This window comes from Candidatus Bathyarchaeia archaeon, assembly GCA_035283685.1.
Taxonomy (GTDB): Archaea; Thermoproteota; Bathyarchaeia; order Bathyarchaeales; family Bathyarchaeaceae; genus DATETJ01.
In genome coordinates this window covers 43,413-58,596 of the sequence record DATETJ010000008.1, presented here as the reverse complement: position 1 = coordinate 58,596, position 15,184 = coordinate 43,413, and the positions used below count along the sequence as shown (strand labels likewise).

General features: G+C 48.2%; 15 protein-coding genes. 7 read left to right on the top strand and 8 right to left on the bottom strand.

Annotated features, from left to right (window positions below; all coding sequences use genetic code 11):
* The first annotated feature begins 93 nt into the window (after positions 1–93).
* Positions 94–384, top strand: a complete 291-nt coding sequence (locus VJ249_06250; protein HKZ94161.1) for a hypothetical protein — start codon at positions 94–96, stop codon at positions 382–384.
* Positions 385–542: 158 nt separating this feature from the next.
* Here the strand turns inward: VJ249_06250 and VJ249_06245 are convergent, their stop codons facing one another.
* Positions 543–1,715: a geranylgeranyl reductase family protein gene (locus VJ249_06245; protein ID HKZ94160.1), complete on the bottom strand. Its 1,173-nt coding sequence runs from the start codon at positions 1,713–1,715 to the stop codon at positions 543–545.
* 197 nt (positions 1,716–1,912) lie between these two features.
* On the opposite strand from VJ249_06245, the gene VJ249_06240 reads away from it, so the two are divergent.
* The 4 genes from VJ249_06240 (at position 1,913) to nirK (ending at position 6,136) form a co-directional block, all read left to right on the top strand.
* On the top strand, positions 1,913–2,308 hold the full coding sequence (locus VJ249_06240; protein ID HKZ94159.1) for a hypothetical protein: 396 nt from the start codon (positions 1,913–1,915) through the stop codon (positions 2,306–2,308).
* Positions 2,305–4,236 (top strand): 4Fe-4S binding protein, encoded by a 1,932-nt coding sequence (locus VJ249_06235; protein HKZ94158.1) that lies wholly within the window; start codon positions 2,305–2,307, stop codon positions 4,234–4,236. Before VJ249_06240 ends, VJ249_06235 begins: the two co-directional genes overlap by 4 nt.
* Positions 4,237–4,407: 171 nt before the next feature.
* Positions 4,408–4,677, top strand: a complete 270-nt coding sequence (locus tag VJ249_06230) for a cupredoxin domain-containing protein (protein ID HKZ94157.1) — start codon at positions 4,408–4,410, stop codon at positions 4,675–4,677.
* 13 nt (positions 4,678–4,690) lie between these two features.
* A complete protein-coding gene (gene nirK / locus VJ249_06225; protein HKZ94156.1) occupies positions 4,691–6,136 on the top strand; it encodes a copper-containing nitrite reductase in 1,446 nt (481 codons plus the stop codon).
* A gap of 61 nt (positions 6,137–6,197) precedes the next feature.
* On the opposite strand, the gene VJ249_06220 is transcribed toward nirK, so the two are convergent.
* The 3 genes from VJ249_06220 to VJ249_06210 are packed head-to-tail and all read right to left on the bottom strand — an operon-like array spanning position 6,198 to position 10,105.
* Positions 6,198–7,094, bottom strand: a complete 897-nt coding sequence (locus VJ249_06220) for a CoB--CoM heterodisulfide reductase iron-sulfur subunit B family protein (protein HKZ94155.1) — start codon at positions 7,092–7,094, stop codon at positions 6,198–6,200.
* Complete coding sequence (locus VJ249_06215; GenBank protein ID HKZ94154.1) at positions 7,091–7,678, bottom strand: 4Fe-4S dicluster domain-containing protein; 588 nt, start codon at positions 7,676–7,678, stop codon at positions 7,091–7,093. Before VJ249_06215 ends, VJ249_06220 begins: the two co-directional genes overlap by 4 nt.
* A complete protein-coding gene (locus VJ249_06210; GenBank protein ID HKZ94153.1) occupies positions 7,679–10,105 on the bottom strand; it encodes an FAD-dependent oxidoreductase in 2,427 nt (808 codons plus the stop codon).
* Between the two features lie 150 nt (positions 10,106–10,255).
* Between VJ249_06210 and VJ249_06205 the strand changes: the two genes are divergently transcribed.
* Positions 10,256–10,564, top strand: coding sequence for a hypothetical protein (locus tag VJ249_06205; protein ID HKZ94152.1), 309 nt, complete (start codon positions 10,256–10,258; stop codon positions 10,562–10,564).
* 26 nt (positions 10,565–10,590) lie between these two features.
* Here the strand turns inward: VJ249_06205 and VJ249_06200 are convergent, their stop codons facing one another.
* From VJ249_06200 to VJ249_06190, 3 genes are all read right to left on the bottom strand, one after another.
* Positions 10,591–11,259, bottom strand: coding sequence for a hypothetical protein (locus VJ249_06200; GenBank protein HKZ94151.1), 669 nt, complete (start codon positions 11,257–11,259; stop codon positions 10,591–10,593).
* A 71-nt stretch (positions 11,260–11,330) separates the two neighbouring features.
* The gene (locus VJ249_06195; GenBank protein HKZ94150.1) at positions 11,331–12,329 is read right to left on the bottom strand and encodes a polyprenyl synthetase family protein; all 999 of its coding nucleotides are present in this window, start codon (positions 12,327–12,329) and stop codon (positions 11,331–11,333) included.
* Between the two features lie 84 nt (positions 12,330–12,413).
* Positions 12,414–12,917, bottom strand: a complete 504-nt coding sequence (locus VJ249_06190; GenBank protein HKZ94149.1) for a hypothetical protein — start codon at positions 12,915–12,917, stop codon at positions 12,414–12,416.
* 231 nt (positions 12,918–13,148) lie between these two features.
* Between VJ249_06190 and VJ249_06185 the strand changes: the two genes are divergently transcribed.
* A complete protein-coding gene (locus VJ249_06185) occupies positions 13,149–14,339 on the top strand; it encodes an MFS transporter (GenBank protein HKZ94148.1) in 1,191 nt (396 codons plus the stop codon).
* Positions 14,340–14,353: 14 nt separating this feature from the next.
* Here VJ249_06185 and VJ249_06180 read toward each other — a convergent pair whose 3' ends face one another.
* Complete coding sequence (locus VJ249_06180) at positions 14,354–15,115, bottom strand: hypothetical protein (GenBank protein HKZ94147.1); 762 nt, start codon at positions 15,113–15,115, stop codon at positions 14,354–14,356.
* Positions 15,116–15,184: the final 69 nt, after the last annotated feature.

The window sequence follows — 15,184 nt, the reverse complement described above, 5'->3', positions numbered from 1 at the left end:
TGCCACACCCCTCCGGAACAGGCGCACTCTACCGAATTCCAGGCATCGCTCTGCACTTGGCAACATACGTTCTTGCCACCACCGGCATGTTCATTGCCCCCGCTGCTGGGCTTCTGGAGCAAGTTCCTTTACCTTTTCATCTCAACCATCGAAATCGCACCATGGCTTACACTCATCGCCATCGCCAACACAGGCCTGTCAATCGGCTACTATGGACAAGTAATACGGTACATCCTCTCAACCAAGACCCCCGATCAAACAACTGAAACAACAGCTGAAAAACTCAGCAACCCAAGCATGATCGCTGTACTCAAAGCCACGGTCTTAACAATAGTCCTTGGACTAGGCATCGCTCCAATCATGGCATCACTCTTACAACTCTAACAAGCACTGATGCCCTACAAAGAGGAAGTCTGGCGCAAAGCACCACCAGTTGACTGCCACTTCTGAACAGAAACCAGCTCGGTATTATTACTGTTTCTAAGCAGAAGTTAATAACATCTGAACACACAAGCCCGCCGACGCTGCCTCAAACCAACACCCTATCTGAACAAGGGCAGCATCGGTTCACATTTAACGACGACGCCAACATTCTTTGACCCAATAATCCACAACAGCCTCTCGAACAAGCCATCCCAACGCGCAAAAAAATCACCCACAGTCAAATAGGTTCGACCTCGACCAACGATTCTGCCAACTTCTCTTTTCAGAGCCGCAGCGTAAACCGCAAGTTCGCAATCTCCCTTCAAGAACTTGGACGCTACTTCGCCAGCTAGATGTCCCGAAACCAGCGCGGTGGGAATGCCACTGCCATTGACAGGAATCAATGTTCCAGCAGCATCACCCGCCAACAAAACTCTATCACCTACAACTGTCGATGCTAACCCGCTCACACAAAGAATCTTGCCAATCAAAGGCCCAAGCAGTGCGTTGACAAAATGAGGCGATGAGACAGGATGCGTATGCAGAAAATCGTCCAAGTAGTCCACGGCAGTACGACCCTGTTCCACGAATGGCGTTCTCACGCCTAGGCCCACATTTGCAGCTCCATCACCTTTCGGTATAATCCATGCATAGCCGCCTGGCGCCACTTTCCTACCGAAAAACAGCTCTACAAGGTCCTCTTCAACCTCGGCGTTTGAGACTCGGTGTTCAACACACAAGGCTACGTCTTCTGCCTCAGGCTTAACTGAAAGGCCTGCCTGCTCAGCTGTCTTAGACGGGAAACCGTCAGCGCAGACAACAAGTCTAGCTTTCACGAAGTCTGAGGAATCTCTGCCTCGTAACGCAATCTTGACTGCTTGGACATCTTTCTTGATGCCTTCAACCGTTGTTGCTGTTCGGATGACTGTGCCTCTCTCTTCAGCCTCAACTGCAATATTCCTTTCGAATACGTCTCGATGAAGCACCAGACCGTCAAAAGAGAACTCGTAAGGCCTGTTTTTTGGCGAGCGCAACCGTATCCTCTTGATCATATTGCTCACAGCATCTTTCAGGAACCTACTCTCGTAGAAGTCCCAGATTGACTTCGCCTCAGGCATAAGCGGCTTCATCTGCTCAGCGGAAGGGATGAATTCACCGCATCGAATCTGTGCTCCAATCTCCTTCTTTCTTTCAACCAGTAGGACTGAGACGCCTCCGAGAGCAGCAGATCTAGCTGAGCTTAGACCAGCCGGACCTCCACCCACAACAACAACGTCAAAATCCTCGTTCAATCGCCATTCCTTTTCAAACTTCCCTTACATGAAGCCCTTGAATGCTTTAAGGTTTTTCAGTTGAAATCGTCCTCATCGTGATGCTCTTTTTTGGAGAAATTTCCGAAACAATGATTTTTGTGTCTTGTCTTGGGAAAGTTTGCACAATGTTTTTATAATTGTTAGAAAAATGATATTAATTCCGCTGGAAAGACGGCATGGAACCCTTCATCCCAAAACTCCAAGCAGCGTTGCGCAAGTATTATTGGGACAGATTCCCGAATCAGGAAAATCCTTCGTCAATTAGGAAGACTAGACCAATCCAAGACGTGTCCGACTACATTCTCAGGGCTTGGAACGCAAAGCTCGACAGAAAAACAGAATGCGCCTTGGCAGGCTCCAAACTCTTGGATTCTGTCCTAGAGAATACTGGGAGAAGATTTGCATCCAACGTTGAAGAGGCGAACGACCTCTATTTAGCTGGTATGGATGCAGCTGGTTTTCTGTGGGATGAGCTGGATAGCAACAAAGGCAACCAGAGTTCCTACCAAATCAAAGTGAACGAGATTATCACAGCTCTTCAAGAAGAATCCGCCGCGGGGAAAGGAAATTGAGAAATCTGAAGTGGCACATCCTCGTAGTAACGATTATCGCGGTCAGCCTCGTAGGAATCTACTTTTCAACTCACTTGTTCGTTCCGACTTCAGCGCAAGCCGAACCCCGCATTATAGACGTGGAGGCAAAACAGTTCGCCTTCACCCCTGAGACAATTCACATCAGGGTCGGTGAAGAAGTAATCTTTAGAGTCACGTCCGCCGATGTCACCCATGGGTTCTACATAGACGGATTCAACATCTTCGCGGATGTGCCACCGGGAGAAACAATCGAAGTTGGTCCAGTCAAGTTTAACGAGCCGGGAAAAATCAAGATTCGCTGTGCCACGCTTTGCGGTCCGCTTCATCCATTCATGGTTGCAGACATAGTTGTGGAGCCAAACACGCCGTATTACCTGTTCTTTGCCGCAACCATAGTTGTCGGCGTAGGCTCAATCGTATATCTCAACAAGCCTAGGCAAAGCCCCGCGCCATTGAAGCGTCTTTTCGACTTTGAGATCGACCTGCTGAAAATCAAGAAGATTGGCCCAGTGTTGAAGCGCGTGCTACAGTGGAGAGGCATACATCTTGCGCTCATATTACCCAACCTTCTCATATTCATCATCGTCTTGGCAAGTGGGTTCATCGGCAACCCCATGGGCGCTCTGAATTTTTCCATAGCAGTTGTTTGGATACTCTGGTTCGCCGCAATTGAATTCATGATACTCTTTGCCTCTAGAATCTGGTGTACTGTTTGTCCTTTGCCAGCTTTCGGCGAATGGCTTGCTAGACGCAGGCTCTACAGCGTTCACCAGACAAAGAAATGGTTTTCTTTGAGAAAAGCGTGGCCTAAAAGCCTAGACAGCATTATGATTGCCTCCTTGGCTTTCTTGAGCATTTCCTTGATTATTCCTTGGTTGGTTACGCGACCCGTTGTCTCAGGCATTCTGTTCCTCATTTTGATTCTGGCAGCCTTGTCTTTGCATTTAGTCTACACCGAGCGACATTTCTGCTTGCACGTATGCCCTGCTAGTGCATACATCGGCTACCACGCATCGAGTTCTCTACTAGCTGTCAGGTCAAAAGACAAGGCAATATGCGACAAACATGTAGCGAAAGAGTGTATAAGAGGAGGCCCTAAAGGCTACGGGTGTCCATGGAAACGCTATCCGGGAGGCCTAGATTGGAACAACTACTGCGGACAGTGTTTTGAATGCCTCAAGTCTTGTCCTCTTGACAACATGACTCTGAAGTACAGACCAATTGACAAGGATATTGATGCGCGATTACATGCGAAAACAGACGAAGCTTGGATGGGGTTCATCCGGTTCAGCCTAGTCGTTTTCTATCAACTGGTCTTCTTCGGTCCATACTTCTGGATCAAGGACTGGGGCAACATGGGAGTCAACATGGGCGCCAACCTATTGACCATACATCTGCTAATGCCGACTCTTGGTGGGTTCAGAAACTGGCTAGGATGGGCAGCCATCGTGAGCAGCGTTGCGCTCATCATTTTCCCGGCAGCTTTCTTTGCCTTTTCATGGCTGGCGAAGAAAGTGGTGAAAGACGGAGAAACGTCTAGCAAGCAGGTGTTTTTGGCTTACAGCTATTCGCTTTCGTCTTATGGGCATCTGCTTTGGATGGCATTTGCCGTCACACTTGTTGCAGTAAACTGGGCCTACCCGATGCGTGCGTTCTCTGATCCATTCGGTTGGGGATGGAACTTGTTAGGAACAGGCAGCGTGGCATGGAAACCATTCATTCCCAACTACATCCCGCTCATTCAAGCGCCAATCGTGTTTGTGGGGCTTACCCTCGCAATAATCTCTACTCATCACATTGGCTTGAATCTGTTCAAAGATCAGAAGAAAGCCTTCAGAGGAACCGTGGTGATGGGCGCGCTTCACACGTTGATGGCTGCAATATTTATCTCGATACTGATGGGGTGAGATAAGGTGCCAGGCATGTCCAAAAACGGTACTGACGGACGAAGAAAACGCTGGGTTCTCTGGGAAGCTTTAGCATTAGTCATCCTCTAGGGATCAATTGTAGCCGCGGCTTCGGCACCACTTTTGGACTCCTTCTTTGTGGGCACAAAACCCGACGAAGTGTTAATACGGATGTATACAGAAGAAGCTGGCGGCTTCACACCGCGCACCATAACCTTGAGACAGGGCGTCACAGTCAAACTTGCGCTAATGAGCATGGACGTTACCCACAGCTTGGTCATTCCTGATTTCGATTTTGACAGCGGACCAGTGCACGCGGGGTACAGAAAGGCCTTCGAGTTCACACCCAACGAGGCGGGCGAGTTCGTGTTTTACTGCAACACGATTTGCAGTTCCATGCATCCGTTCATGAACGGAGTGCTGGAAGTAACTCAAGAGTAAGAGGTATGACCTCATGACAAACCAAACAAACAAAAAAGAAAGAAGAAGCAGATTGAAAGCGTTGAAGTTTCCACCAGTGCTTTTCACATTGGCGATACTACTATCATTCTTAGTTGTCAACGCCTACGACTATTTCAGCACTAACCCGTTTCTGTTTGCGCAATCTGGAGGAGGACAACAGGAATTCACTCTGAGAACTTATCTTAACGGCTACGTGGGAGTCGGCGGCGGCATCGACGGAGTAGCGAATCCAACTTTGAAAGCCAACGTTGGAGACACAGTCAAGGTCAACATAGTTAATGGCGAGAATCTGATGCACGACTTTGCAGTCGAAGAGCTTGACGTTAAGACTTCCCATGTAATGAGGAGAGATGAAACTGCATCGGTGACCTTCAGAGCAACTATTGACGGGACTTACGCTTACTACTGTACAGTGCCTGGACACCGAGCATCTGGAATGCAGGGACAATTAGTCGTCGGCAGAGGAAGCGGCAGACAACCAGAACCAGCAAAGCCTGTCGGCGTGTCGTACATTTCAAGGAATGCAAGCGACTTACCTTCACCATTGAGCCGAGACTATTCGACAACGCTGCACATAACGCTTGAAGCCATCGAAGTAATAGCAGAGATTGAGCCGGGAACAACGTACAACTTCTGGACTTTCAACGGCACAGTGCCAGGCCCATTCATCAGAGTCCGCGCAAATGACACAGTGGTTGTGCACTTTAGGAACGCAGCGAACAGCACAATGAGTCATTCAGTAGACTTTCACGCAGTAACAGGCCCAGGAGGAGGAGCCAAAGCAACTCAGACGCCGCCGGGACAAGAAACGATGTTTACGTTCAAAGCGTTGAACCCGGGCGTGTACGTGTATCACTGCGCTTCGCCTCACATTCCAACGCATCTAGCCTTCGGCTTGTACGGTTTGATACTAGTGGAACCTGAAAGCGGACTGACTCCTGTGGACAAGGAGTTCTATGTGATGCAAGGCGACTTCTACACTCTTTGGCCCGTTGGAACTCAGGGGCATCAGGAATTCGACTCGCAGAAACTAAACGACGAAGAGCCCACATACGTAGTGTTCAATGGACGCTGGAGAGGCTTAACGGGCAACCACACTTTGAAAGCTAACGTAGGCGATTCCGTACGAATCTTCTTCGGCGTTGGCGGACCAAATATGATTTCATCATTCCACGTGATAGGCGGAATCTTTGACCGAGTATATCCTGAAGGAGACTTAGTTTCAGCGCCATTGCAGAGCGTTCAAACAACCCTTGTGCCAGCTGGAGGCGCGACAGTAGTCGAATTTAAACTACAGGTGCCAGCGGACTACATCCTAGTGGACCATTCGTTGACGAGAGCCATTGACAAAGGCGCTCTGGCAATACTCACAGTATCTGGGCAGCCGAATCCAGACGTCTACAACGCTGAATCATCTAGCAGTGGAAGCGGTCATTAGAAGCGAATCTGCTTTCTTTTCTTTTCCGTTCCGATCAGACGCTCGTCTCGAGGACAAGAGTCTAATGTGTGGCATGACTGAGTGCTTGAACTTTTTCGATAACCCGGTTTGTCGACACAATATTCCGGTTCAGTCCGAGTTCCTTGGGAGGCAAACCGAATGCTAAGCCTACCAGTTGCGTAATGTAAAGCACAGGAAGCTCTATTTCAACATCGAAGTGCTTTTCAACGTCTCTCTGCTTGGCGTCAAGGTTGAAGTGGCACATTGGACACGGGGTGACTATGCAGTCGGCTTGTGCGTTTTTTGCCGTGAGCAGCGGCGCTTTTGTCATCTCCATCATAACTTTCTCGTCGGTTATGGCTAATGATGCACCGCAGCATCGAGTCTTATCTGGGTAATCAACAACCTCGGCCCCCAAGGCTTCAACCACCTTGTCCATTGAAACAGGATGCTCAGGATCGTCGAACGCGTGTATGCCTGTTGGTCTCACGATGAGGCATCCGTAGTATGGTGCAATCTTCAAGCCTTTCAATGGAACAGTGACGTTCTGGCGGATTCTGTCAAAGCCCACATCATTAGCCAGTATGTCCATGTAATGCCTCACTTTGACATCTCCCGCGTATTTGAGTCCAGCATCATTGATGACTTTGTCAACTCTGTCCTTCATGTCTGTGTATTGGCGGAGCATCATGTTTGCTCGAGAGAGAGTGAAAAAACAGGCACTGCAAAGCGTTACGACATCTGTTTTCATGTTTTCGGCCAGGGCTAGATTTCGAGTTGCCAAAGAAATCGCTAAAGTAGGATTGTAAGCGTATACAGCGTCGATGGCGCCGCAGCAGTTCCAGTCAGGAATCTCAACCAGTTCAATGCCTAGGCGTTTGTTTATGGCGTTCGCCGACATCTCGTATTCTTTGGATGAGCCGTGGATGGAGCAGCCTGGAAAGTACGCGTATTTCATTTCTGAGTCTCCTTGCCTTGAGCTTTCTTGAAAATCTCGGCGAAACGGGTTGAAGAATCCAGCTTTGATGGACGCAGTTTCAGTTTGCCTTTTCTAAGCATACGGAAGCCTAGAGAGGCGTTGCCGAGTAACTCGTTAAAACTGGTCTTGTTGGCAAGTTTAACTTTTAGTTCTGCTTCGTGCATTCTTCCATATTTGCCCACGATTTCTGCAAACGCTTTGTGGAATTTGGGCTTGACAGGTACGGGAGATTGTATGTTGCTTTTCAGAGCCATGTTCTTGAAGCCTGACATTATGGCTGGAATGTTTAAGCCGCGGGGACACCGTGAAGCGCAGGTGTAGCATGAGGCGCATATCCAGATTGTGTGGCTTGATAGAACCTCTTGCTTAAGTCCGAGATGTGCCATTTTTAGGATTTGCATTGGACTGTAGTCCATGGCGAATCGAGCGGGGCATGAGCCTGAGCAGACGCCGCATTGAATGCAGTCGAGAATATTCTTTCCGCCGGGCAAATCCTTGATCTCTTTGATGAAGGTGGGGTCGACGTCTTTGGCAGTTATTGTGTGCGGAAAACGGTGACTCATTTATTTGCCTCCTGCCAGCGTTTGAGCGATCTTCTGACGCTTCTCTGGCGATATCCGTCCCATCTTCGAAATTCTTTCGTCGAAGGTTTGGAACAAGTTTACTACTTTGTCGTATTGTGGTAGTGTTGTTGTCGTGGAAATGACTCTTAGTGATTCGACGCCGTACTTGCCCAGTTCTTTTTTTATGCTGTTCACGTGGTCTCTGACGTTGTCTTCTCTGAAGGGGCTGTCGTCTCCTTCGATGAATATGATGCCGTCGGCTCCGCTTGCGAATGCGTGTAACACGTGCTTCAAGCTTACTCTGCCTGTGCTGGGCACCGGGATGATTTTCACGTTAGGCGTATATGATACTCTGGTTTGTCCCGCGAGATCTGCTGACCCATATGCTGTGGTCTTCTCCAAGAAGGCGATTATCCGCGGGCGGTCGCCGTCCTCAATGCTTGTGGCTTGAATCTGCGCAGTGAGTTGCGAATCAGTTGAATGTTTGAGTTCGATGGCTTCTGTGGGGCATTTGGGCACGCATATGCCGCATCCTGTGCATGAGATTGAGTTTATGAATACGCCTTTTGGCGTTGGCTCTATAGCTTTAGTTGGACAGTGTTTGATGCACTCACCGCATGAGTTACATTTTTCAGGGATGATGAACGCGATTTCCGGTGAGACAGCAATTTCGCCTTTTCCGAGAAAAGTTGCAACTTTTGAGGCTGTCGCCATGGTCTCAAGTGTGGTTTCTCTGATGTCTTTTGGTCCGAGTGCGCAACCGGCTATGTACATGCCTTCCATCTTGGTGTCGACGGGTCTCAGTTTGTGGTGTCGTTCGAGTAGGAAGCTGTCTGGTCCAAGATCAATGCCCATCATTTTGGACAGTTCGCCTGTGCCAGCATTTGGAAGCAATGCTGGGCTGAGGACAACCATGTCGAATGTCTCTTCGATTCGCCTGCTTAGTATCGTGTCTTCTGCCCTGACGATCAGGCTGTCGCCGTTAGGTACAACTTCTGCTACTCTGCCTCGTATGAATTTGACGCCGTGGTCGCGAGCGTTGGAGTAGAATTCCTCGTAGCCTTTCCCATGCGCTCGGATGTCAGTGTAGAATACCCATGGCTCGGCTTCTGGAAAGGCTTTGAGAAGCAATAAAGTATGCTTGATTGCGTTCATGCAGCCTATTTTGCAGCAATAGGTGATGCCCGTGTCCATTCGGCTCCCGACGCAGAGCACAAATGCCACTTTCTTGGGAGGCTTGCCGTTCGAAGGTCTATGAAGACCCTGCAGCATCAGTCTCTCAAACTGAAGGTTAGTGACGACGTCTGGGTGAAGTCCCCATGCATATTGGCCAAACAGGTTCACACCATTAAAGACCTCTTTTGATGATTCTGGAGTAAGTTGCTGATAGCCTGTACACGAGATTATGGCGCCCACGTTCAGAGTTCTTGTTTCTTCCTTTTGGTCAAAAACAATAGCTTTGCCTTTGCAGAATTTCTCGCAGACGCGGCAGACCCCTTTATTGAACCAGAGGCAAAGAGACTTGTCGATAGCATAAGCGTTTGGCACAGCTTGCTTGAAAGATAGGTCGATGCATTTTTCCAGTTTCAGCCCTTCTTCATGCGTGCTGGGTTTCTTGACAGGGCAAACTCTTGAACATTCGCCGCATGAGATGCACTTGTCAACGTCAACATAACGTGGTCGAATTCGAACCGTAACTTCGTAGTTGCCCGGTGAACCGTTCACAGCGATCGGTTCGGCCAGCGTGATTATTTCTATGTTTGGGTGTTGCGATACGTAGACCATTTTGGGTGTCAGAATGCAGGCTGAACAGTCGAGCGTGGGAAAAGTCTTGCTTAGCTGAGCCATGTGTCCGCCTATGCTCGGATTGCGCTCGACCAAATAAACCTTGTAACCCTTGTCTGCAAGTTCAATCGCGCCCAGAATGCCGGCTATCCCGCCTCCGATCACGGCTACGTCTCGATTTACTGGCATGTTTTTTGCTTCTAAGGGTTCCAGATGCTGTGCACGTTCAGTTACTCCGTGCACGATTGCTGTGGCTTTTTGAGTGGCTAGCTCCTTGTTGTCGTGAACCCAACTGCATTGCTCACGTATGTTAGCCATGTCGAGGAGATACGGATTTAGCCCGCCTCGTTTTGCCGCGCCTCTAAAAGTGTCTAGATGCATGCGGGGGGAACAGGATGCGACAACAACTCGGTTAAGCTTGTGCTCTTTAATGTCTCTTTCAATCATGTCCTGACCTGGTTTGCTACACATGTACTCGTAGGTTTCGCAGACTTTGACGCCCTTACACTTTGTCAGGGCTTCCTTAACTCTAACCACGTCTACGTTGTCGCTTATGTTTCCGCCACAATGACATATGTAGACGCCTGTTTCCGGCTTCTTTTTTCCCGCATTTTCCGCATTTGCGCTTTTCTTGTGAGGCAATTAGGAAGCCACCTGAATTCTTGACTATCGTCAGTCGGGCTAATAAATGTTTCATTTCTATCAATATTATGAGATTTAATGATGAGAACCTGTGCGAATCCATAAGTATCGCGGGCAATATTGAATACCAAAAAGCAAGTGTGCCAAGGTATGATCAATACAAGCGCTTCGTCTCTACAACTGATGGTTAAGCTCTGCTCGGACAAAGCTGCGTTCGAAGCTCGAACCTCGAAAAAGCTGAATCTAAACATGAACGAAGTGAAGCGAACACTTGAGCGGTCGAAACAGTATGAGATTGTTTTGGACACGCCGCATATGATAATAATGAAAAGTGGAAAGGCTGAAATCACACTAAGCCGAGACGGCAGAATGTTGATCAAAAGAGTCTCCAACGAAGCCGAAGCCACGAAAGTTGCCAACGAAGTACTGAGCGCAACACTCAAACAGACAGTGAAGTAGTTGTGCCATATCACACGTGGCAGCTTCTAGATGAAAGAAACAAATGCGCCTTTCAAGTCGCGTTCAATCATGCTGTTGATGTCGAGCTTTCCCTCTGCTTTGAGAACCTCTTCAAGTCGAGCGCGGGTTCGTGGTTGGGGCGGTGGGCCAGTGCAACATGATGCAGGTTTAGTTGAAGCGTCGAAAGTTCCTATTTTTCTAGCTAGGTTTTCGACCTCGGTTTTGTTCATGCCAGCTAGCGGTCGCAGAACCGTCACACATGATAAAGCTTCTGTTTCGACGTGCAAGTTACGAAGAGTCTGACTGGCGTGTTCTCCAATTATTTCGCCCGTAACTATGGCTTCGGCTCGTTCCTTCAAGGCGATTTTCTCGGCGACTCGGTACATCATCCTTCTACAGAGTACACAGGTCAAGTTGCGCGGACACTTTCTCAAAATGTCCGCTAGGTCGGCCCCATGGGGAACAGTGTACATCTTAATTGAATGAGCGATGTGTCTTCTGACTCTTTTGGCTGCTTCAACTGCTCTCTGTTGCGTTGTTTCATCAGCAAACGGAGAGTTGTCGAAATAAACGCAAATCGGCGCCAAGTTCTTCTGTGCCATAAGCCAAACTGCAACAGGCGAATCGATTCCACCTGATAAGAGGCAGACGACCTTCCCAGTGTGAGATTCTGCAACATTGATCGGCTTGGACATGGTTCCCACAATAGATTCCAGTTGCGCGTTAAGTCTTTTGAAAAACCCAACCCTTAGATGTCTGAAGGTCTTCACGTCATGGCTTTGAGGGTTTCTGCCATTTCATTGAGATAGAGCTTGTACTCTGTGTTTCTGAGATCGGAGATGCTGTCGACTGCTTGTCTCAAGTATTCGTCTATTTGCTTTTCGCAGTAGTTGAAGGAACCTGCCTGTTTGAGAACTTGTCTGAGTTCTTCGGCTTCGTCTTTTTCTGTTGATTCCTTTTTCTCTATGAGAGGGTCAAGCATGTTCTCAAGGTGTTTTTTCTGGCTTGAACTGCATGTCACGTAGTAGTGAATTATCGGAAGGCTTGTCCTTCCATTTCTCAAGTCGTTCAAAAACAAGTTGCCGTTCCGAGTCCAGTCCAGCAAGTCGTCTTTCAGTTGATAGGCTATTCCGAAGTTTTCGCCAAACGCTGATAATTCCTTTGTCTCCGTCGGGTTGCCTCCTCCAGCCAGTGCTCCGCAGTAGGTAGATGATCTGAAGAGAGAGGCTGACTTTTCCTTGATTCTCTTGTAATATTGCTGTCTAGTGGCTGCTTTTAGAGACGAGGTTATGTCCCTGTGTTCGCCGTCGCAGAGTTCAAGCGCGCTTTGTGCCACAGTCTTCAGTATTGTTTCGCCGTATTCAGCTGCTAGTCTTACAGCGAGTGCGATCAACGCGTCTCCAGCCAAGATGGCTTCATTAACTGACCATCTCTTGTGAACAGCTGGGATCCCTCGGCGAGACTCATCTCCATCTATGATGTCATCGTGGACTAATGTGGCTGTGTGCATCAGCTCAAAGGCCGATGCTAGATGCATGACGTTATTTCGTTTTCCGCCCACACTTTCAGCTGACAATATGACAAGTAAGGGTCGAAGTCGCTTCCCGTTTGACAAAAGCGCATAATCGACATGTGGATGAAGACTAAGCTGTGTGAGTCCGGAAGCCAACTTTGCCAGTTCCGTGTCAATTTGACTTTTAGTTCCTGAGATGTATAACTTGAGAGACTTCTCAGCATTGTTTCCAAGTGTATATTCCTGTTTCATCTGTGACGCCGCTGAAGTTTAACCGATAATAGATGTTTAAGTTAAAAAATGTGATGTTAGAAGGTTCGCCCTAGAGATCTGTGTTTAGACCTTCTTGCTTCTAAAGGCTAGGAGCAGGTTGACAATTCCAAGGAAAGCTCCGAGTCCAGCCAAACCTAAGAATATGGCGACTGGTCCAGGGAATGGCTCAACTGTAAACCACACTATAGCGGCGTGTACTTCAGCAGCGCGTCCTGCGCGTATGAGTTGTCCTCCAATATATCCAGCAACACCGAGAAGCGTTGAAAGCCCTATGATCCCTACTTCTCCCAACACCAGGTTTAGCCATGCGAGGATGTTATTGACGTTGCCGCCCGTCGCTTTGGGAATTATGTAGTAGAGTGAAGCCAATGCCGCGAATCCTGTGAAACCTCCAATGATCATGGCGAGGAAGCCGAGATAGCCCCATGTGCCTGCTGAGCCGCCTGCGATGTAGCGTGAAATGTTGGGGTCGTATAAGAGGGGGAGAAGCGCCCACCCTATGGTCAACAAGAGGTTGATGATAGCCATTGCTCCAAATCTCTTTGCCCAGGTTTCAGGTGTAGACATTTTCTTTTTTCACCATCCATATCATATTTATCTTCTTTAACGGTTCCTCTAAACGGATATTACTTATTTAAGTCTTCTGGAAACAGTCTGATATTTGCCTATAACTGATAAATTACTTTCGGAAAGATGTCGGCAAAGGGGATAATAACAGGTGAATAGTGTGGTTCTTGTTCAGAGTTTGGCGAGGGGGCAAATCAAATATGATGCAGTGGTGATGGTGTGTTTGAGATCTTGGAGAGAAAGAAATTGCAGGAGTTGCGGTCGTCTAATCGCCGCTGGGCTGTTTTGTTTGCTTCCTTCTTGACTTTCTTGGCTTTTGCCTTTGTTTTTCAGTTGATGCCCCCGCTACTAACGAGAGTAGCTGATGAGTTCACTGTTGACGAGGTGCGGGTCGGCTTGCTGATGTCTTTAACGGTGATTCCTGGAATTATTCTGGCTCTGCCTACTGGGCTAGTCGTGAATAAGTATGGATTTCGTTGGCTTGGATTTGTCTCGCTACTATTAGTCGCCTCTGGCAGCCTAGTGACTGCACTGGCTCAAAGCTTTGCTCTAACGTTGCTGGGTAGGTTCATATTGGGTGTCGGAGGGGCTTTCATCGTCGTTGGCGTGCCTACTATCATTCCACAGTGGTTCGGTCACAAGGAGTTGGGCAAAGCCATGGGTTTGTACGGCACGAATATGCCTGTTGCCACGATACTTGCTTTTCCGACGGCTACGGTTCTAGCGCAGAATTTCAACGATTGGCGGTATCCGTTCTATGTGGGCTCAGTGTTAGCCGTTTTGGTCGCAGTTGTTTTTGTAGCGGTAGTCAGAGAGGGTCCAATGAAGGGCGAGCGCACTCCTATTGGTTTAACAGAGGTCAAGAAGGCTGTTAGGAACTCAGAGATTTGGAAGGCAAGCCTTGTCTGGATGTTTTTCAATGCTGCGGCGATAGCGTATTTGTCGTGGGCAAAAGTCTTGTTCGAGACTTTCAAAGGACTACAGCCCATTGAAGCAAGCATTTTCGCAAGTGTTCTTATGTATGCAGCTGTTGTTTTCGTGCCCCTTTTTGGCTGGGCCTCTGACAAGACCGAGCGACGAAAACCATTCCTCGTTGTAGGATCAATTGCGATGGCTCTTGCACTGATTGTAACATCCTTCTCTTCCGGTCTCATGCTAGTTGTGTCCGTCATTCTGCTGGGCATAGCTGCTGCGTCGGTTCCGCCTGTGGTGATGACGATCCCACCTCAAAATTCGCCGCCTAACTTGGCTGGGACAGCTTTCAGTATAGTGACTCTTTGCCAGAACATTGGCATCGCTTTTTCTGCGCCATACGCAGGATACTTGATACAGACAACTCAGCATCTTCCATCGATCTTTCTTGGAATCTCTTTGTTTCCATTAGTGGCGGCTGCCGCTGCTTTGACTCTCAAAACCAAGTGATGGAAAATATCGATCTAGAATTCTTTTCTGTGGGCGTAGAAAGCCAATGCGTACAAGATGTAACTGAAATGAAACAGCAGTTCCAACGGATGTCCATTATAGTACGTGCCTTGAAGAGTAGTGAGCGAAAAAAGCATGTCTCCTACGACATCCATGAAAGTTGCAATACTGATCAACGCCCAAGCCACAGCAATCTTTCCTCCTGTGAAAATGAGAAGAGCTAGAAGGGCATAGCCAAACAGGGCAAGGTCCAAAGCTGGATATGCGATGTCAATGCCAACGGCTACAACCTCCTTTCCAGCCATCTCTGCAAGAACGGGAGTTAGAAAATACGCAAAGAGTCCAAAGCTTACCAGCCCGATTGTTATGGCGCCTGCCCTATACACTTTCTTTGAAATTGTGAACTGAAAGGTTCTTACATACCAGTGAAAGGCGATCATCATGGGTGCGTACCCGATCAACCATGCCACGTCTGCAATTGATGGAAACGGTATTTCCACATTCAACAAGAGAGTGTAAATCGCCCAGAATAATTCCCCAAGAAACCAGAAAATCATTCCTAGCGTGAAGCCAAGCCAGATCTTGGAGAATTTGTCTTCAAGCTTTCCCCAATATTTCATGAGCCCATAGATAGATGAGACAACCGTTACGGCAGCTATTACAGGGGGGAAGGCGTTTGAAAACAAATACATCTGGTCAGCGTACTGGTCTTGGAAAAGGTAAATAATCGCTAGCGCTGCGGCTAGAAGTATGCTCACTAGATACGGAGTCTTCATTTGCAATCGTTTGGAGTTTGCTCGCAGCTTATACAAAAGCATTGATAAAGTATAATCCAGATTCCGAAT